Source organism: Roseovarius litorisediminis, from assembly GCF_900172295.1.
Classification (GTDB): Bacteria; Pseudomonadota; Alphaproteobacteria; order Rhodobacterales; family Rhodobacteraceae; genus Roseovarius; species Roseovarius litorisediminis.
Genome location: NZ_FWFL01000004.1, coordinates 181,158 through 198,322 on the forward strand (window position 1 = coordinate 181,158; position 17,165 = coordinate 198,322).

The window sequence follows — 17,165 nt, forward strand, 5'->3', positions numbered from 1 at the left end:
ATCGCTTTTCGGCGCACCTGAAGCCTAGGCCGTAGAAATCACCCGGCTGGCCGCTTGCAGCCCTCCGGGACCATGCGCAATATCCAGCGCGGTCAAACCGGCTTCAATCGCCCCCAACATCCCCAAAACCATATGCGCATTCAGATGCCCCATATGCCCGATACGGAAAAATCCATGCCATTCCGGGTCTTCCGGCTCGGCCATGCCCAGACCGATCCCAAGGGTCACACCAGCTTTTTCTTCGACCCACTTGCGCAACTCTGAACCATGCGGAGCACCGATGCGCAGGGACGTAACCGCACGGCTGCGATGCGCCGGGTCCGTCACATTAAGTGCCAGTGGCCCATCCTGCCCCCAAACCTCGCAGGCCGCCCAAATCGCCCGGGCCAGGTGGTCATGTCTTGCCCAGACGGCCTGGATGCCTTCTTCGTGGATCATGTCCAGTGCCACCCGCAAGCCATACAGGTGATGTGTAGGCGCCGTTCCCCCGAAATACTGGTAGAAATACCCCGGATTTGCGCGCGGAACCCAATCCCAGTAGCGGCTGACATATGTCTTGGTTGCGCGTACCGAAACAGCTTTGTCATTGAAGAACACAAACCCCAGGCCGGGCGGCACCATCAGCCCTTTCTGGCTGGCCGCAACCATCACATCAACGCCCCAGGCATCCATCTCGAACCGGTCACAGGCCAGCGATGCGATGCAATCAACCATCAACAACGCCGGGTGCAAGGCTGCATCCATGGCGGCGCGAGTAGCTGCAATATCATTCCGGATCGACGTTGATGTATCCACATGCGTTACCATCACAGCCTTGATTTCATGGGCCTTATCGGCGCGCAGCGCGGATTCAAGCCGCTCGGGGTCTACGGGCGAATGCTTTCCGAAATCCAGTACCTGCGTTGTAATTCCCAAGGCCTGTGCCATCTCACTCCAGCCATGCGCAAATCGCCCTGTGGCTGCGACCAGCGCACGGTCTCCGGCGGAAAGAACATTGGCCAATGCGGCCTCCCATGCGCCATGGCCGTTGCTGATGTATATGGCCACATGGCCATCGGTGCGGGCTACTCGGGCCAGATCGGGTACCAGCCCTGCCGTCATATCAATCAGTTCGCCTTCATAGATATTGGGCGCAGCCCGGTGCATTGCACGCAACACCGCTTCCGGCATGACCGAAGGGCCGGGAATGGCCAGGTAGGGGCGGCCGTTTGACAGACTCATCTGCAAGTCTCCTGCATGTTCGGGCGAACTCTACGTTGTCACCCCGCAACGTCAATCGCGGATCATCAGCTTGCCATGCACGGCTCTTGCCCCTACATGGGTCCGACCCGGGCCCAAGCAAGCCCCAAAACGGAGCGCACCCTGTTTATGAAGCTTTTCAAACGCATCGCCGATTGGGAAAGACGGCTGCGCGCGTCCTACAATACTGATCTGTCGACGCCGGAAAACCGTCGCCGGGCGCATATCTACAACATGTGGTTCGACCATGCGGTGTTACGCAAGGTCTGGACCAATTTTCATCCTGTGGCACAGGGCGTTTTCCGGTCGAACCAGCCCACGCACGAGCGGTTTGTCAAACTCAAGGCAATGGGCGTCCGCACTGTACTGAATCTGAGGGGGGCTGCCGGCGCGGCACATTATCTTGTTGAAGAAGAAAGCTGTGCCAGTCTCGGATTGACGCTTGTCAATTGCACCCTTCACGCCCGCTATGCGGCCCCGCGCGAGGATATTCTGGCGGTAATTCGCGCTTTTCGCGAGATAGAGAAACCCTTTGTCATGCATTGCAAGTCGGGTGCAGATCGCGCCGGCTTTGCCTCGGCCATCTATTTGCTGGTGATCGAGGGACGCCCCCTGTCCGAAGCCCGCAAGATGTTGGGGCTCAAATATATCCATCTCAAATGGTCACGCACGGGCATTCTGGATTATATCTTTGATCTGTATGAGACGCGCAATGCCCGCGCACCTATCGGGTTCGAGGAATGGGTCGCAACCGAATATGACAATACCGAAGTTCAGGCCGGATATGAGGCCACGCATAATCCGAAATTCTGAAAATTAGTACCGCCCGGCCAGCCGGGCCGGATCAGCCCCCGCAAAATAACGCAACAACAGCATTAAATTGCGCGCGCCCCGCCGCAACCAGCCATCACGCTGGTATTTCGCAGCACTGGTGCGCACCGTCATGGGTAACGATTTCAGGCGGCCGCGCAGGGCCCGGGCCATCGCGACGTCTTCCATCAGCGGCATATCCCTGAAGCCCCCTACAGCATCATAGTCTGCACGTGATATCAGCAGGCCCTGATCCCCATATGGCAGACCAAGAAGGCGCGACCGCAGGTTGGCCCATCCTGCAACCAGTCCCGGCATTAACCCGCTGACATCAAAGCTCAACCGAAAATGGGCTGGTTGTTCAGTAGTCATATGCTCCCTGATCATCCCGGACCATCCGGCGGGTAAAATTGTATCCGCGTGCACGAAAAGCAACCAGTCACCCTGCGAAATCTCGGCCCCGTGCCGCAGCTGCCGACCGCGCGATGCAGCGCCCTGGACAATCACCGCCCCGGCCTCGTCCGCCAATTGCAATGTGCCATCGTCCGAGCCACCGTCGGATATGATCAACTCGCGGATCAGCCCGGCCTCAAGCCCTTCGATCAGCGCACCAAGACAAGCTGGCAGCGCAGTCGCTGCATTCAGGGTCGGAATCACCACCGATAATGCCGCGCGCATGAAATGCCCCCCTGTTGTGCCTGGCGTCCTGACCTATATTACAGAAGGTCGGCCAACGGGAGAGCTATATGACACGCGCGATCTATGAAATTGGCGGCACCGATGCCGCGCATTTCCTTCAGGGATTGATCACCAACGACATCACGAAACTGGATCATGGGCTTGTCTATACCGCGTTCCTGACGCCACAGGGCAAGTATGTGGCCGATTTCTTTCTGGTGCGGCGGGGCGATAAAATCCTGCTGGATGTCGACGCCAGCCTTGCACCGGGCCTGGTCCAGCGGTTGAACATGTACAAATTGCGTGCCGATGTTTCCCTGAGCGAGGCGGGCTGTAAAGTCCGGCAGGGGACCGGTCCTGCCCCCGGTGGCGCCCTGCCCGACCCGCGCCACAACGCCATGGGATGGCGCCTTTATGGGGACCAAGACGGCGATGACGGCACCGACTGGAACGCCATCCGAGTCGCCCATTGCATTCCCGAATCCGGCATTGAACTGACGCCCGACACTTTCATTCTGGAAGCCGGGTTTGAACGCCTCAATGGTGTTGATTTCCGCAAAGGCTGTTACGTAGGGCAGGAAGTGACCGCAAGGATGAAACACAAGACTGAACTGCGTAAGGGCCTGACCCGGGTCAACATTCAGGGCACAGCCCCCGTGGGCACCCAGATCACAGCCAATGGCAAACCCGCGGGCACGCTTTTTACACAGTCGGGCAATCAGGCGATTGCCTATCTGCGATTTGATCGGGCCAAGGGTACCATGCTGGCAGGCGACGCAACTGTGACATACGGCTGAACGCAAAAAGGGGCCGTTGCCAGCCCCTTTTATCGTACCAAAACACGCAACTTCAGGCGCGTTCGGCGTATTCCATAGTTTCGGTGTTTACGACAATATCTTCGTCCGGGCCCACAAAGGGCGGCACCATAACCTTGACGCCATTATCAAGAATAGCCGGCTTAAAGCTGTTGGCAGCCGTCTGACCCTTGACGACTGGTTCAGTCTCGACAATCTTGCAGACCACTTTCTGCGGCAGGGTTGCATTCAGCGCCTCGCTTTCATGGAACTCTACCGTGATCGTCATGCCATCCTGCAGAAACGGCCGACGGTCGCCCAGAATATCTGCAGGCAGATGGATTTGTTCATAGGTTTCGGTGTCCATGAAGTTCAGCATGCCGTTTTCTTCGTACAGGAATTGCTGATCTTTTTGTTCAAGGCGCACACGCTCGACCTTGTCCGCGCTGCGAAAGCGCTCGTTCAGCTTTGAGCCGTTGCGCAGGTTTCGGAGTTCAACCTGGGCAAAGGCACCACCCTTGCCGGGCTTGACGTGGTCGACCTTGACCGCACTCCAAAGCCCGCCGTTATGTTCCAGTACGTTACCGGGGCGGATCTCATTTCCATTGATTTTGGGCATTGTGACTAAACCATGACAAAAGGTTGATAAGAGGGTGATGCACCCTATATCTGGGGATCAGGGTGGTGGCAATACGACGAGATATCGTGCTGCACCTGCAGAAGCCATGCATAAACTGCATAGAAGTTATGCATTTATGCTCTATCCGAATCAGACAAACTTCGTCATAACAAGCGCCACGCCCGAAACACAAGAGCAATAAGATCAAGGACGAATCATGAAAGATTTCGTTGACGGCACAGCCTTCAAAAGCGAACAGGGCAATCGTGCACGTAAACTTTTCGCAGCCGTTGTATTGGCCGCACTGGATGATGCCATCTCTGACGACAAGAAATATGGCAATGGTCCGGAACAGATCGCCCGCTGGGCCCGTTCGCGCGATGGGCGCGAAGTGCTGTCCTGCGCCGGGATCGACCCGAACGAACGTGTCGTATCGGGGCTGATGGAATTTGTCGCCAAGGGTGTCCGTACATCGGTTGCCCTGTCGCGCGAGGAAAGTGAGCGCCGCAATGCGGCAGCCCAGGCCGAAGCCGCATAACACAATCAGAAGCCACCTGGTTTCCGAAAGCCCTGCCTTACGGCGGGGCTTTTCGTTTTATCTGGCAAGGCAGGAACCGCCGTTTAGCATTCTGGCAGAAAATCAAAGTGCTATGTCGGTTCACGCCTTTCCCTGACCTCTGGCCCTTTGTATCACTGGCTGAAATCAGTCAAGGTGTATGAGATGGCCAAGGCAATCATGATACAGGGTGCGGGTTCGAACGTGGGCAAGTCGATGGTTGTCGCCGGGCTTGCACGAGCTTTTCTGCGCCGCGGACTCAGGGTTGCCCCCTTCAAACCGCAAAACATGTCGAACAACGCTGCAGTCACATGTGACGGTGGCGAGATTGGTCGCGCTCAGGCGTTGCAGGCAATGGCGGCTGGCCGCGCGCCACATACGGACATGAATCCGGTCTTGCTGAAGCCCGAAACCGACACAGGCGCGCAGGTAATCTTGCAGGGCAAACGTTTTGCCACTTTGCGCGCCCGCGATTACGCCAAAGCCAAGCCGCAGTTGCTGACCCCGACGTTGGAAAGCTTTCACCGCCTTTGCAAAAGCGCCGATCTGGTTCTGATCGAAGGGGCCGGCAGCCCGGCCGAGATCAACCTGCGCCAAGGGGACATTGCCAATATGGGTTTCGCCGAGGCCGCTGGCGTGCCGGTCATACTTGTTGGTGATATTGATCGCGGTGGGGTCATCGCGCAGATTGTGGGCACCCAGGTCATCCTGCCCCTCGAAGATGCGGGGCGGATCAAGGGGTTTGCCATCAATAAATTCCGCGGCGACCCCTCACTTTTCGATGAGGGCCTTGAAGAAATCATAAAACGCACCGGCTGGCCGTCTTTGGGGGTGATCCCATGGTTCGATCAAGCCTGGCGCCTGCCTGCCGAAGATGTCATGGACATCGCCTCTAAAACAGACGGCGCGTTCAAAGTGGCCGTGCCGCACCTTTCGCGCATTGCAAATTTTGATGATCTGGACCCGCTTTCCGCTGAACCAGGGGTGAGCGTCGAAATGATCAAGCCCGGCCAGCCGCTGCCCGGCGACGCCAATCTGATTCTGATCCCCGGCAGCAAGTCGACTATCGGGGATCTTGCCGATTTTCGCAAAAACGGGTGGGATATTGATCTTCAGGCCCATATTCGGCGCGGTGGTCATGTTCTGGGCATTTGCGGCGGTTACCAGATTCTGGGGCACCAGATAGCTGATCCCGAAGGCATTGAGGGGCCCCCGGGATCAGTTGCGGGGCTTGGGCATCTGAACGTTAACACCGTTATGAAACCTGAAAAACGCCTGGCCCTGACGCAGGCCCGTTATCTGCCAACAGGCGATCTGGTCGAAGGGTATGAAATCCATCTGGGCGAAACCAACGGCCCCGATTGCAGCCGCGCATGGCTGGAAGTCAGAGGCCAGCCCGAAGGTGCCACATCCGCCAATGGACAAATCCGTGGCGCTTATCTGCACGGCATGTTCACATCCGACAGGTTTCGCGCGGCTTTTCTGAACGGCCTAGGGGCCTCGTCTGATCTGGAGTACGCCCAGAGCGTTGACGAAGCGCTTGACGCATTGGCCCTGCATCTGGAGGCCCATATGGATCTGGATTTATTGTTAAGACTGGCAGAACAACCTGCCGCCTATTCCAGGTCCTGACTGGTCAACGCCCGGTGAATTTCCCGCCGTACCAGCTTGCGTACGTTGCGCGTGATCCGTTCGCCAAGCGCACCCTGCAGTTCCTGCCGTACAATTTCACTGACCAGATCGCGCAGCGTCTCTTCGTCCAGAATGGCGTTATCTGAATTCATCGACATGTCACCGGCAAGGCAATCGTCATTGCCTGGCGCATTGGTGGCCTGGACCGTTTGAATGTCCTCAACCCTTTCAGCATCTGAATAAACCGAAACAGGCCTTGCGGTTTTGAATGCCGGAAGCAGTTCTGCTTCTGCTTCTGCTTCTGCTTCTGCTTCTGCTTCTGCTTCTGCTTCTGCTTCTGCTTCTGCTTCTGCTTCTGCTTCTGCTTCTGCTTCTGCTTCTGCTTCTGCTTCTGCTTCTGCTTCTGCTTCTGCTTCTGCTTCTGCTTCTGCTTCTGCGAATTCCTCTATCTGGCCTTCGGCGTCAACATTTTCATCCACTGCAATCGCTTCAGAAATTTGTTCCGCCTCGTCTTCTTCATCCGCCATCTGATCGCTCCACGGCAAAGGTGAAACTTCGCTGCCTGCGTAGGCATCGTCAGATGATCCATCCGGTTCCCACTGGTCATCGCGGGTGGCTACAAACTTTTCAAATTCGGCAACACGTGCACGCAAAGCACTATGGTCCTCGCCCTGAAGTATTGAATCTTCGTCAACCTGACCTGCATCCATGTCGGCGGCATCCGTCGTTTCATCAACTTCTTCCAGACCATATTCGGCCCTTGCGTCATCCCGGTCGACCCGATGCGCAATTAGCTGATCAGTTCCGGCTTCGGGTGCATCCTGCTCTTCAGCTATTTCGATGTTTGGCGCATCAATCAGTTCAAATTCATCACATCTGGCAGCACCGGTCAAAAACCGCAACGTTTCGGGCTTAGGCAACGAAGCCTGAATCACGTCATCCGCCCCGTCGTCTTGAGGTAGGTCGTCATCCATCGAACCATTTTCGTGATCTTGCTTTTGGCCGTGCTCATCAATCCGCAACGACGGCGTCAGTACCAATTTTTCTGCGCCCTCTGGCGCCGATTCAAGGGCTGAACGCTCTTTACGGATATCGGTCGACACAAGCCGACGGATAGACGAAAGGACGTCCTCAATCTCTACATTTTTAACCGGTTCGGACATTTAATTACCACTCTTGCCTAGGGTCAGTTTACCCGGCAGTGCCTTTTCATACAACCAATTAGAAAGGGTTTTAGTCTTTATTCAAAGCACGCAGAACCCGGTCTAATTTCTGGCCCTGCTTGCTCGCGGGTGTCGGGGCATCTTTGACCAGGTCGAAATAGGCATTCGCATCGTAGGTCTGAACACCCAGGTTGAGGTCTTTCGCGGTAAGTTGCCCCATTGCTGCTAAAACCGCATATGCAGCAATATACACATCGGCATCTGCTGAAATCAGATTTGCCCGTGCATCCAGAAGTTCCTGTTCAGCATCCAGCACGTCAAGCGTTGTCCGTGCGCCTAACTTGGCCTCTTCACGCACACCGCGAAAGGCCACTGTGGCAGCACGAACCTGCTCCTGACTGGAATCACGACTGGCCCGGGTCGCACGCAGATTGGCATAGGCGTTGCCCACGTCCTGCTCCACCTGAAGGCGTGCCAAATGCAGCGCACCACGTTGTGCATCACGTTGCGCCATTGCCTGACGCTTGGCCGCACTCAGTTGACCACCCCGATAAATCGGCCCGGTGACCTGAACCCCGAAACTACCAGTGCGGGCATTGTCATCGTCGCCCAGTTCCTTGCCCGCTCCCAAACGGCCGGTCAGATTGACCGACGGCTTCATAGCAGCATCTGCCACCAGAATGTTCAAATCTGCCGTTGCCACATCATGCTGCGCTTTCAGCAAATCAGGATGGCGGCGCACTGCGGCTTGTTTGGCTGCATCTACCTTATCCGAAAGACTTGGCAAACGCGTTGGCGTTTTCAGTTTTCCAGGCTTGCGCCCGATTGCCGCCCTGAATTCTTCGATTGCCTGAACAAGATCACCCTGCGCTGCAGCCAGACCGCTTTGTGCGGCAGCCAGACGTGCCTCGGCTTGTGCCACATCGGTGCGCGTCACTTCACCTACGTCGAACCGATCCTGTGCCGCGCGCAATTCCTGACGCAGAAGACGCAGGTTGCTTTCGCGAAGTGCAACAAATTCGCCATTACGAATGACATTCATATAAGCCTGAACCGCGCGCAGCAGAACTTGCTGTTCTATACTGATCAGTGTCTGCCGGGTCGCAAGAACAGTTTCCTTTGCCGCCTCTATGCTGAATTTGGTCTGTCCATAATCGTAAAGCAACAGACTTGCGGTTATCCCCAGATTCACATCTGTCGATCCGGTCGAGGTGATTCTGCCCAAATTTTTAGTACGCCCAAAATTGCGTGTCATGTCCGATGACCAATCAATAATCGGCCTTAGTCGCGACACAGCCTGCGCCACACCTTCGTCAGCAGCACGCAACAGCGCCCTGTTCTGATCAAGCAATCCGCTATGAGTATAAGCGCTTGCAAGTGCGTCGGCCAAAGTTTCAGCCCGGGCGACCGAGGGTGAGCCAACCAGGAACGCCAGGCTGAAAATCAAAAGTGAAAGTCTTTGAACAACAACGAGTTTCAACATGTTCCCTCGGCGTTACGATGGGCAGACTTTAAAATGTAAAGGCTGCGTGCCTTTCAAATCCAGGCAGAACAGGAGCACCGGCATTGAAAGAAAACCGCCAGTTGATCTGGCCATCTATCTTGTACCCGATGCGCACGACACCAAGAGCGCCTTCCATGAACAGGCAGGCAATACGACCACCATCCTTCAGTTGATCAGTCAAAGCTTCAGGTAAGTGCTCGACCGCCCCCTGCAAGGTGATGACATCATACGGGCCATGCTCTGGCGCGCCTTCGTTCAGCGGGCCCTCATGCAAAATCACGTTATCGGCCCCATTTTCCGCCAATAGGCCCTGCGCTTCGGCAACCAGTTCCTTATCTTCTTCAACCGCCACCACAGCTTCGGCCATACGTGCCATCACAGCCGCTGAATACCCAAGGCCGCTGCCGATATCCAAAACCAGATCATCCCCGCGAATTTCCAGTGCATCCAGCATCTTGGCCAAAGTCCGCGGCTCCAGCACGACCCGGGCGCCACCCAACTGAATATTCTCGCCCACATAGGCCGCCTCACGCAGATGGCGTGGCACAAATGCCTCGCGCGGAACCGACAGCATCGCGTCGATAATCGGGAATTTCGTAACATCTGATGGCCGGATCTGGGTATCCACCATCATTGTGCGCCGGGTTGCATAGTTGGTCATGAGTTAAACTCTTGCGTGGGGATTTCTATTTCCATGGTTTTGACACAGATGCCCGGACACAGCAATGTCTATGGGGAGCGAAAACCCGCCTCGGACCACTTGCGCAGGCTACGGCGATCAGATAATCGGTTTTCACCACCCTGGATGGCGAGTTGGCGGAGTGGTGACGCAGCGGATTGCAAATCCGTGTACACCGGTTCGATTCCGGTACTCGCCTCCAATAAAATCAATGGGTTACGAATTTTTCTACTCATTGGGTATCACCTCTGGTATCAGTTTCACGTTCTGTGCTGGTCTGTTCGGGATTATTTGCGCTTTGCTGCTGCCTGTCGCGCCCGCATGATTTGCCGCGCCTCCCCCGCATATTTGATGATCATCGCTTTGGATGTGTGACCGCTGTAGCTGGCGATTTCATCGTCAGTGCAGCCTGCCCACGCCAATTCCATCACCCCGCGATACCGCAGCGCATGCTGATCATAGGCCATCAGGTCTAGCCGCTTACGTTCGCGCACCATGACACGCGCCATCGCGTGATAATCCATCTTCGAACCATCAGCACGGGTTAGGATGTGGCGCGATGGGTGCGGCGCGAACCCCAGATTAGCTTTCGCCTCGTCCAGCGCCGCCTTGAGCGCAATCGTACACGGCAGGGAAAGCGCTGTGTCTGTCTTGTTCTGGCGCAACTTGAGGGTGTCGCCATCATAGTCGCCCCATTGAAAATCTACCCAGTCACCGGGGCGCTGCACACTTCCAACGCCAATCTCGAAAATCAGGCGGGGCAATGGCTCGCCTTCTTCGCGCATCTTTTCCACCGCCCGATCTGTCCAAGGCAAATGCGGCCTCTGGCGGTCCTTGGGAACTCTGAGCGGCTCGATATCAATCGCAGGATTGTCTTTGCGCCACCGCCTACGGATCGCCAGCTTGGATAGCATGCTAATCGCAGTCGGGATGTAATTGGCAAAGCGGACGCGATGCCGGTTCCTCTCCATCGCATCGTAAATGTCGGCTTGGGTAAGGCGTGCCACGTCCGCTCGCCCGATCTTTTCAGTCAAATATTCAAAAACTTGCTCAAGGTCGTTGCGGTAACGGGGGGAATAGCCCGCCCACTTGTCTGTCTCTCGTAGCGCATCAATTAAAGCACCCCATGATGTCTTTGCGACCGCTTTCTTCCCGCTGACAATCTCCCAATACTGCTGGTCGAACTCAGCCGTGCCTTCCTCCGCCGTGATCCGTCCCAGATAGAACATCTTGCCGTTGACGCTCTTGCGCACATACCAACGGCCCGAAGGATGCTGCCAAAGGTATTTCTTGCGTCGGCCTACCACTGAATTTGATCCCATAGCTCTGTCACATCCCCTACCGATATCCGTTTGAGAACCTCGATATCCCAACGAACAACGCCGGGCGCAATTTCATGCCCCGGCGGCAGGTGGCCTTCATCGACCAATGCCTTGAACTCGGTGGTGCGCAGATCGAGCAAGCGGGCTGCGGTCGTCTCGCTGGCCATGATGGGTGTGTGCCGTGTCATTTGTCAGACCCCATTTCTCGGCCTGCTCTACATCGCTCCGGCTTTTGGGCTTTAACCGTAAATTGAGAGACATACTTCTCCCAAGCGCCGCTCGGAATCTTGGGGTTACGCTGTCCAGGTGCAGTGAAGATATGGTCCAGCATATCCTCGCGGATCAGATATCGGATGTTGGTCACGGGCAGACCTACGCGCTCGGCCAGTTCCTTTGGTGTTTCGAGAGGTTTGGTCACGGCTCACCTTTCCGTTGGATTTCAGTTGAAAACACTGCAAGAGTGAACAGGATCACCCAAATCACTCTAGAAGTGCACATATGGGTGAATTATTAACTCATAGGTGCATCGTGTCAACGGACTTGAGCGGCATTGGCCTTCGTTTGCGAGAAATTCGCAAAATAAACGATATTACTCAGCCTGTTATGGCCGCGGCCATCGATGTGTCTGACCGCGCGTATAAAAACTATGAGCAGGAAAAACGGGATTTGCCCGCGCTTACAGCTCTGAACATCAGCGAGGCGTTCAGAGTGAATCTTGACTGGCTGCTGGCGGGGCGCGGCAAAATCCACAAGAGTGACGACCCCGAACTGGCTGAGGCAAGTGCCATCGCTGTCTTGTCCGAGGCTGAAAGGCGCGGAACAAACCTGCCTATCGCCAAGCTCGGCAAAATCATCGGGTTTGTCGCCGCGCAGGCCGCACAGACGGGCGAAAGCCCCGCGCAGGTCGCCAGCCACTACTTTGAAACCCTTTAATCAGGAGACCGACATGACCGACACATATCAGCCGCTGAAATCCTCAAAGTCAGACTTGGACCCCTGCGACCACGACGTGTTCACTTTCGCCCGCCAAATCGGTGTTGTAGGCGCCATTTCACTTTTGGTTGGCGGCACCGGGATGATCGCGACATCAGGTCAGCCGGATTGGGATATCGCACGATCGCTCTATCTGGCGCTGGTCGTCCTCGGTCCTGTGGCCATTATGATCGCACAGAAATTCTTGCGAATTTTAATGAAACATCGGCGCAGAGAGCTAAACATTTTCGAAGGCTAGAATGTGCTTTCTGTCTCAACTCGCCGAAATGGTGCTGGCAATGCCAACACCATCGGTAGCGATTGAGACGGACCAACCCATAGGTGGAAACTGATCTCCGTTGCCAGATCAGCTCCCCAATAGGTGGGCCAATTCGACGATTTCGGTCGCATCTGCTCCGGTCGAGACCCTATTACCAAACATCTGCCCTATGATCATCCGCAGCCTTTGCACATCGCCTGATTTTGCGGCCTCGACTCCTGCGTCGACCAATTGAGCATGAAGCGCTTCATCGACTGCCAGGTGATGCTCTTCTGCCAAGCGCCGGAAGATTTCGATCAAGAAATCAGGGCTTTCAGAGAGCACCTTCATGCGAATGCCCTGCATCTCATCAAGTGATCGGCGCGCGGCATCATAGTTCTTTTCCCGAATCGAGCGACGGGTCGTCACCAAAAGCTTGTCGTGCCGCTCAGTATCTACTGGCTGCGCAATGTCTCGCAATTCGTCGAAAGAAGTTTCAGCCTTGGCGACTTCATCGTCCAGCACTCGCTCTTCGTTCTCAGGTGACATTCTCAGCAACGCCACCTCCTGGCGCAGTTTGCGCGCTTCTTCGGCTACCGAGCGATGTGTGTCCGCGTCAACAGAGGTCGAAAGTGCCGCGTGCTGGCGCTCAATCCGCTTGCGGATGTCACCGCTGGGATCAGCATCTTCATCGAGCGTGGTTTCAAGCTCGTCTAGATCACTCTCAACACGGGCGAGCATAGTTGTGGCAACCTCTGCCCCGCGCTGGCCGTCATAGTTGATGCCGCCATCTTCGGATCGGTAAAGATTGGTGGCGTCGATAACACGTCCCAAAGATGGCAATTCGACCGAAAAGCTGAGCGTACCATTGTCACTCATTTTCCAATCGATGACAAAATCATCCCCACGATTGATCCGCTCGCCACGTTCCAATTCGTCGCGGCTGTTCAAACGGAAGTTGCCGATATGTAGGTTGTGCTCTGGTGTGTCGATGTCATCTGCCATCTCATAAAACTCGACCGCGATGAAATCATCTTCGCCTCCGACTAGTGTCTTGCCAGTTCGGAAGGTTTGCTTGCCTTGTGCGGGCAATGCTGTCCCTTTCTTCACAAGGACCTCTAACTTGTTCCGCTCGTATCCGACAAAGCCATGCTGAATCTTGACCGCGAGAGTGTAGGTCATCGGGACACTTGCAGCACTTGCTTCCGCTCGGGTAATGACGATTTCGCGTGACGCGTCCTCGACTGCCTTGCCCTGTTGGTCGAATACGGTCACTTTGAACCGGTTTTCGCCGTTCTTGCGAACATTTACGTTGATGCTGAGCGGCCCATCAATTGGAATTCTGCCTGTCGAAGACCCTTCTTCGTCAAGGATTTCCACCTCATGCCCCGTAGGCATGTCCGCCGCCGGTTTCAGCCGGACCTTGGCCGCTTCACTTGCGACGCGGGACTTAAAGTCTAGGGCCAATGAGACGCTGCCAGTGACCGCTTCCCTTTGTTTCCCACTCTTCTGCGTAGAGCTTTCACCAGCCCATTCCCGGCTTTCCGCAAAAATTGCAGCGCCGGTCGCAACTGCGGTCATTGGATCAAGTCCGCTTTCCACTTCGATTGCGAGACCAGCCTCTAGCATGTCTCGTATGATAGGCATCTTTGACGGGCCGCCAATCGGAACGATTTTGGAGATGTCGTCATTCTTGTATCCGTTAGCCGTGATAATCTTTCGGCAAAGAGCTATCGAGTCATCAATCCGATCTTTGATCAGGTCGGTCATCTGCTCTCTCGTCAAATCGATTGAAATATAGATTTCTTCACCGTCTTCATCAGTCGCGCGCACTTCATCCTCTGTCGCAAAGATTGAGGCCGTCGAAGACGCCGAAAGCTGGATCTTCGCTTTTTCTGCGGCATGGCGGCAGACGTCCGTCAGGTGCTTGTATTTTTCGTTGCGCTGAAAATCCGCTGGAAGGTTGAAGGTCTGTGAAAGCCAAGGCCGCACAATGCTGTCGAATATGATTCTGTCAAAGTCACGACCACCAAGCATGTTTATGCCCTCATGAGCGATCACGTTGACCACGCCCGCGGTGCTCATAACCAATGCCAAGTCAAACGTCCCGCCTCCGAGATCGTAGACCAAGAAAACACCGTCCTTCTGTTTGCTGTGTGCGATTGCGGCCAAAGCGGCGGCAACTGGTTCCTGCAACAGGCTTACTTTCTCCAAACCGGCCAATCGCGCGGCGGCAATCGTGTCCTCGCTCTGCATTTGGTTGAATGCGGCGGGGGTCGTGATGACCACGCCCTCAACTTCCTGGTTGCCAGCCTCGGTCATCGCTTGACCTACCAGCGCTTTGATTATTTCGGCACTACACTCAACTGGCGTCCAAGTTTGCCCAGCAAAGGAGATCGGATTCTTGGTCCCCATCGAGCGCTTGAAGCCTTGGGCGACATTCTGCGGAGCTGAAAGCAAGCGGTCATAGGCCGATTTCCCGATGAACCTGTGCCCGCGCTTGTCCAGATAGATGACACTGGGCAACACATCAGTGCCGTCCGATGTCTTGAAGAGACGCGTCGCACCATCGATATGGCCAACGACTGCTGAGTTCGAAGTTCCGAGATCAATACCAAGATACAATTCTTATTCCTTTTCACTTTTGGCTGGCTCAACAAGAACGCGTCCTAGCCTTATTACTTTCATATCCGCCATTACGGTCGGCTCCAGTGTTTTTGAGACGATGAGATCAGCTTCATCGGGATAGTCTCCGGCATTATCGGCGGAAGTGGCCAATCCAGCATGGAACCCCTCCGTTTCGAAATCGATTAGCTTTAAACCGAGCTGATCGACAAGCATAGCCAACTGGCGATCTGAGAAGTTCAACTGGCCCTTCAATCGGCGGCTTTCACTTTCGGGAAGGCGCTCGATAGCCTTCTTGGTTGCGTTTGACAATTTCCAAAACTCAACGCACAACTGCGCGACACTTTCAGCGTTCATGGACATAGGAGGCGAGCTTACCATGAAGAAACGATCCTTCTTGCATCTGCTCGCAAATCAGCGGCATTTTCACGGGCCTCGCGCTCAGCAGCGCTTAGATCGCCGCTTCTATATCGAAAACTTGAACATCGTGAATTGAAGTCGCCAATCAGCGCATTGAAACGGTCAATTTGATTGTCCGTTGTGGTTAGTGTTCTGATGATATCAAGCCGTTGCCCCTGAAAAACACAGTAGCGGATTTGAGAGCGATTGAGTGTTAGGCCCTGCCCGACCGGCGGGATAGTCTCAACCGCCGCGCTTGTCGCTGGCGCGGGCGTTGGGGTTGGCGTCGCGACACGTGGAGCGGATGGCTGATAGGTTGAACGGTTAGATGGTCTGTCCATCTCATCTGCAATCACAAAGAACCCTATGACTGCTGCGATTGAGGCATAAATTCCCCACTTCACCTTTTTGCCGAGCCTCTTTCGATCCAGCTTAGTCTTTAGCTGCTGAAGTTCGGCACGCTCCGATCCACGTGCATATTTCAGCAAATCCTCCACAGTTTGCGACATCGCGGTCAAATTGCCCGAATTCTTTTCAAGCTCGTTCATTTTCCAATTTCGGTGCAAAACCGCCCGCTCTTCTTCAAGCGTTTTTTTAAGTTCCTGAGGCGGTCGAGCGCCAGCAAATGTCAGAGCCCCGTCAAGCAGTTTGAAAGCGGTCTGCGGGTCATTGCAATCGTTGTTGATGTGCAATGCAAGGTCGCGCAGGATGTTAAAGGCAATGGGGTCATTTCCCCCCTTGGATACCGTATCCTTGAATATCTTGAGGACAGTGGAAACCGGTGTCGGCAGCTTTGTTTTAGCCGCCTCGCACGCATCAATAAGCGGCTTGTATTCCTCGTGTAGTTTTTGTTGTTCGTCTAAGTTTTGAAGTGCCGCCACATCCCCTTTCAGGACTTCGGCGACGGATTCAAGCTCAGGGAAGGTCCGCAACAAAGCCTCAGAAAGCCTACGTGCTTCAGTAAATTCGCTGCGATTGTTGGCGAGATCCAAGCAAAGCGATCTCAGTTTTTCGTAGATCCGCTTTGATCGCCCTTCTTCATGGCCTTGATGCTGTTCATAGACCTGAACCGGCTGATTCACGTCATCCCAACGAACCAGAAGGTCAGATGCTCTTGTTACAAGTGCTGCTAGATCGGCGTCGGTATTTTCAGCGTCCGATATGACCTCGTCGATCTCATCGCTTATGCGGGCTAAGTCAGGTTCACTTAACGTATCATAACCGCGAACAAACTGCTCCAAGAACGAACTCGAAGGATGCCTTCTAAGCTCTGCTTCGACAATTCGGTCCATGACTTCACCAGGGCGATCTAGGCTCCAAATCCCCACCGCCGCCGATCTGGCATGCTGTCTTTCGAGCTCCACAAGCGCGTTCCGCATCTGCGGGCGCTCGACACTTGGAAATCCTGCGCTCAGACGATTGTCATTGAGGAAAGTGAGGATGTTCTCTTGATCGATCTCGTCCCACGCTGACACCAGTGAATGAAACAGGGTGTCGTTAACGTTTCCCGTGCCCGCGAAATGTGCCAAAATGTTAGCCTTGGCCAGTTCAGGGGCGTGCTTTGATGTTTCAATAAGCGCCTCAAGGTCACCAAAACCGACAAGGCTCAGGACATTGGTCGTTTGAGCTAGGCTCAACTCTGGCAGCCATGAGATTTCTTGTTCTAATCGAGAATTTGGTGCCAACAGGCTTTGCTGGGCGCGTTGGATTTCTTGAGGCGCAAAAACCTCATCAAACTCGGCATCTTCAACTAATTCGGCGATGTCTGATCTATCTGCGTCGTAGCCTGCCTTCAAAATATGAAACGCGTTACTCGTAAGGTCGAAACATCCGTTATTCATCAGTAATTTCTCAAGTCAAAATTGGCCAAGCTTGCTCAGACCGTTGCACGCAAGCGTTGTATTGAAAACATCC

At 54.9% G+C, this 17,165-nt stretch carries 18 protein-coding genes and 1 tRNA gene; 7 read left to right on the top strand and 12 right to left on the bottom strand.

The features are described from left to right. Window positions 1-24: 24 nt before the first annotated feature. Window positions 25-1,221: a pyridoxal-phosphate-dependent aminotransferase family protein gene (locus PEL8287_RS09325; protein WP_085892116.1), complete on the bottom strand. Its 1,197-nt coding sequence runs from the start codon at window positions 1,219-1,221 to the stop codon at window positions 25-27. 147 nt (window positions 1,222-1,368) lie between these two features. On the opposite strand from PEL8287_RS09325, the gene PEL8287_RS09330 reads away from it, so the two are divergent. Then, window positions 1,369-2,052 carry a tyrosine-protein phosphatase gene (locus tag PEL8287_RS09330; protein ID WP_085892322.1) on the top strand — a complete coding sequence of 228 codons (684 nt, stop codon included), beginning with the start codon at window positions 1,369-1,371 and terminating at the stop codon, window positions 2,050-2,052. Window positions 2,053-2,055: 3 nt separating this feature from the next. Here PEL8287_RS09330 and PEL8287_RS09335 read toward each other — a convergent pair whose 3' ends face one another. Then, on the bottom strand, window positions 2,056-2,727 hold the full coding sequence (locus tag PEL8287_RS09335; protein ID WP_085892117.1) for a TIGR04283 family arsenosugar biosynthesis glycosyltransferase: 672 nt from the start codon (window positions 2,725-2,727) through the stop codon (window positions 2,056-2,058). A 68-nt stretch (window positions 2,728-2,795) separates the two neighbouring features. Between PEL8287_RS09335 and ygfZ the strand changes: the two genes are divergently transcribed. Further along, window positions 2,796-3,524 carry a CAF17-like 4Fe-4S cluster assembly/insertion protein YgfZ gene (gene ygfZ / locus PEL8287_RS09340; RefSeq protein WP_085892118.1) on the top strand — a complete coding sequence of 243 codons (729 nt, stop codon included), beginning with the start codon at window positions 2,796-2,798 and terminating at the stop codon, window positions 3,522-3,524. 52 nt (window positions 3,525-3,576) lie between these two features. Here the strand turns inward: ygfZ and efp are convergent, their stop codons facing one another. Next, a complete protein-coding gene (efp, locus tag PEL8287_RS09345; RefSeq protein WP_085892119.1) occupies window positions 3,577-4,140 on the bottom strand; it encodes an elongation factor P in 564 nt (187 codons plus the stop codon). Between the two features lie 217 nt (window positions 4,141-4,357). Between efp and PEL8287_RS09350 the strand changes: the two genes are divergently transcribed. Together PEL8287_RS09350 and PEL8287_RS09355 are read left to right on the top strand one after the other, a co-directional pair. Further along, window positions 4,358-4,678: a DUF6280 family protein gene (locus tag PEL8287_RS09350; protein WP_085892120.1), complete on the top strand. Its 321-nt coding sequence runs from the start codon at window positions 4,358-4,360 to the stop codon at window positions 4,676-4,678. A gap of 183 nt (window positions 4,679-4,861) precedes the next feature. Then, on the top strand, window positions 4,862-6,328 hold the full coding sequence (locus PEL8287_RS09355) for a cobyric acid synthase (protein ID WP_085892121.1): 1,467 nt from the start codon (window positions 4,862-4,864) through the stop codon (window positions 6,326-6,328). On the opposite strand, the gene PEL8287_RS19990 is transcribed toward PEL8287_RS09355, so the two are convergent. The 3 genes from PEL8287_RS19990 to PEL8287_RS09370 all read right to left on the bottom strand — a co-directional run bounded on the left by PEL8287_RS19990 (window position 6,313) and on the right by PEL8287_RS09370 (window position 9,656). Continuing rightward, window positions 6,313-7,491 carry a hypothetical protein gene (locus PEL8287_RS19990; protein WP_176228602.1) on the bottom strand — a complete coding sequence of 393 codons (1,179 nt, stop codon included), beginning with the start codon at window positions 7,489-7,491 and terminating at the stop codon, window positions 6,313-6,315. The genes PEL8287_RS09355 and PEL8287_RS19990 overlap by 16 nt on opposite strands. Window positions 7,492-7,561: 70 nt before the next feature. Further along, a complete protein-coding gene (locus PEL8287_RS09365; RefSeq protein ID WP_085892122.1) occupies window positions 7,562-8,974 on the bottom strand; it encodes a TolC family outer membrane protein in 1,413 nt (470 codons plus the stop codon). Window positions 8,975-9,002: 28 nt separating this feature from the next. Further along, complete coding sequence (locus PEL8287_RS09370) at window positions 9,003-9,656, bottom strand: protein-L-isoaspartate O-methyltransferase family protein (protein WP_085892123.1); 654 nt, start codon at window positions 9,654-9,656, stop codon at window positions 9,003-9,005. Window positions 9,657-9,802: 146 nt separating this feature from the next. On the opposite strand from PEL8287_RS09370, the gene PEL8287_RS09375 reads away from it, so the two are divergent. Further along, window positions 9,803-9,876 (top strand) — tRNA-Cys (locus PEL8287_RS09375). Between the two features lie 85 nt (window positions 9,877-9,961). Here the strand turns inward: PEL8287_RS09375 and PEL8287_RS09380 are convergent. Genes PEL8287_RS09380 through PEL8287_RS09390 form a run of 3 tightly spaced genes read right to left on the bottom strand, consistent with a single transcriptional unit; the run spans window position 9,962 to window position 11,414 of the window. Continuing rightward, the gene (locus PEL8287_RS09380) at window positions 9,962-10,996 is read right to left on the bottom strand and encodes a tyrosine-type recombinase/integrase (RefSeq protein ID WP_235862264.1); all 1,035 of its coding nucleotides are present in this window, start codon (window positions 10,994-10,996) and stop codon (window positions 9,962-9,964) included. Further along, window positions 10,975-11,184, bottom strand: a complete 210-nt coding sequence (locus tag PEL8287_RS09385; RefSeq protein ID WP_085892125.1) for a hypothetical protein — start codon at window positions 11,182-11,184, stop codon at window positions 10,975-10,977. The genes PEL8287_RS09380 and PEL8287_RS09385 overlap by 22 nt, the downstream gene beginning before the upstream one ends. Then, the gene (locus tag PEL8287_RS09390; RefSeq protein ID WP_085892126.1) at window positions 11,181-11,414 is read right to left on the bottom strand and encodes a MerR family transcriptional regulator; all 234 of its coding nucleotides are present in this window, start codon (window positions 11,412-11,414) and stop codon (window positions 11,181-11,183) included. The genes PEL8287_RS09385 and PEL8287_RS09390 overlap by 4 nt, the downstream gene beginning before the upstream one ends. 80 nt (window positions 11,415-11,494) lie before the next feature. On the opposite strand from PEL8287_RS09390, the gene PEL8287_RS09395 reads away from it, so the two are divergent. Then, the gene (locus PEL8287_RS09395; RefSeq protein ID WP_085892127.1) at window positions 11,495-11,929 is read left to right on the top strand and encodes a helix-turn-helix domain-containing protein; all 435 of its coding nucleotides are present in this window, start codon (window positions 11,495-11,497) and stop codon (window positions 11,927-11,929) included. 13 nt (window positions 11,930-11,942) lie between these two features. Further along, entirely contained in the window at window positions 11,943-12,227 is a 285-nt protein-coding gene (locus PEL8287_RS09400; RefSeq protein ID WP_085892128.1) for a hypothetical protein, read from the top strand. Window positions 12,228-12,335: 108 nt separating this feature from the next. Here the strand turns inward: PEL8287_RS09400 and PEL8287_RS09405 are convergent, their stop codons facing one another. Genes PEL8287_RS09405 through PEL8287_RS09415 form a run of 3 tightly spaced genes read right to left on the bottom strand, consistent with a single transcriptional unit; the run spans window position 12,336 to window position 17,092 of the window. Next, complete coding sequence (locus PEL8287_RS09405; protein ID WP_085892129.1) at window positions 12,336-14,852, bottom strand: Hsp70 family protein; 2,517 nt, start codon at window positions 14,850-14,852, stop codon at window positions 12,336-12,338. A gap of 3 nt (window positions 14,853-14,855) precedes the next feature. Further along, window positions 14,856-15,233 carry a hypothetical protein gene (locus PEL8287_RS09410; protein WP_217807674.1) on the bottom strand — a complete coding sequence of 126 codons (378 nt, stop codon included), beginning with the start codon at window positions 15,231-15,233 and terminating at the stop codon, window positions 14,856-14,858. Next, entirely contained in the window at window positions 15,227-17,092 is a 1,866-nt protein-coding gene (locus PEL8287_RS09415) for a hypothetical protein (RefSeq protein WP_085892131.1), read from the bottom strand. The genes PEL8287_RS09410 and PEL8287_RS09415 overlap by 7 nt, the downstream gene beginning before the upstream one ends. Window positions 17,093-17,165 lie beyond the last annotated feature (73 nt).

What these genes read in the sequence shown, in the direction of transcription:
- PEL8287_RS09325 (WP_085892116.1), bottom strand. Translation starts at nt 1,221, where the DNA reads ATGAGTCTGTCAAACGGCCGCCCCTACCTGGCCATTCCCGGCCCTTCG.
- PEL8287_RS09330 (WP_085892322.1), top strand. Translation starts at nt 1,369, where the DNA reads ATGAAGCTTTTCAAACGCATCGCCGATTGGGAAAGACGGCTGCGCGCG.
- PEL8287_RS09335 (WP_085892117.1), bottom strand. Translation starts at nt 2,727, where the DNA reads ATGCGCGCGGCATTATCGGTGGTGATTCCGACCCTGAATGCAGCGACT.
- ygfZ (WP_085892118.1), top strand. Translation starts at nt 2,796, where the DNA reads ATGACACGCGCGATCTATGAAATTGGCGGCACCGATGCCGCGCATTTC.
- efp (WP_085892119.1), bottom strand. Translation starts at nt 4,140, where the DNA reads ATGCCCAAAATCAATGGAAATGAGATCCGCCCCGGTAACGTACTGGAA.
- PEL8287_RS09350 (WP_085892120.1), top strand. Translation starts at nt 4,358, where the DNA reads ATGAAAGATTTCGTTGACGGCACAGCCTTCAAAAGCGAACAGGGCAAT.
- PEL8287_RS09355 (WP_085892121.1), top strand. Translation starts at nt 4,862, where the DNA reads ATGGCCAAGGCAATCATGATACAGGGTGCGGGTTCGAACGTGGGCAAG.
- PEL8287_RS19990 (WP_176228602.1), bottom strand. Translation starts at nt 7,491, where the DNA reads ATGTCCGAACCGGTTAAAAATGTAGAGATTGAGGACGTCCTTTCGTCT.
- PEL8287_RS09365 (WP_085892122.1), bottom strand. Translation starts at nt 8,974, where the DNA reads ATGTTGAAACTCGTTGTTGTTCAAAGACTTTCACTTTTGATTTTCAGC.
- PEL8287_RS09370 (WP_085892123.1), bottom strand. Translation starts at nt 9,656, where the DNA reads ATGACCAACTATGCAACCCGGCGCACAATGATGGTGGATACCCAGATC.
- PEL8287_RS09380 (WP_235862264.1), bottom strand. Translation starts at nt 10,996, where the DNA reads ATGGGATCAAATTCAGTGGTAGGCCGACGCAAGAAATACCTTTGGCAG.
- PEL8287_RS09385 (WP_085892125.1), bottom strand. Translation starts at nt 11,184, where the DNA reads ATGACACGGCACACACCCATCATGGCCAGCGAGACGACCGCAGCCCGC.
- PEL8287_RS09395 (WP_085892127.1), top strand. Translation starts at nt 11,495, where the DNA reads ATGGGTGAATTATTAACTCATAGGTGCATCGTGTCAACGGACTTGAGC.
- PEL8287_RS09400 (WP_085892128.1), top strand. Translation starts at nt 11,943, where the DNA reads ATGACCGACACATATCAGCCGCTGAAATCCTCAAAGTCAGACTTGGAC.
- PEL8287_RS09410 (WP_217807674.1), bottom strand. Translation starts at nt 15,233, where the DNA reads ATGGTAAGCTCGCCTCCTATGTCCATGAACGCTGAAAGTGTCGCGCAG.
- PEL8287_RS09415 (WP_085892131.1), bottom strand. Translation starts at nt 17,092, where the DNA reads ATGAATAACGGATGTTTCGACCTTACGAGTAACGCGTTTCATATTTTG.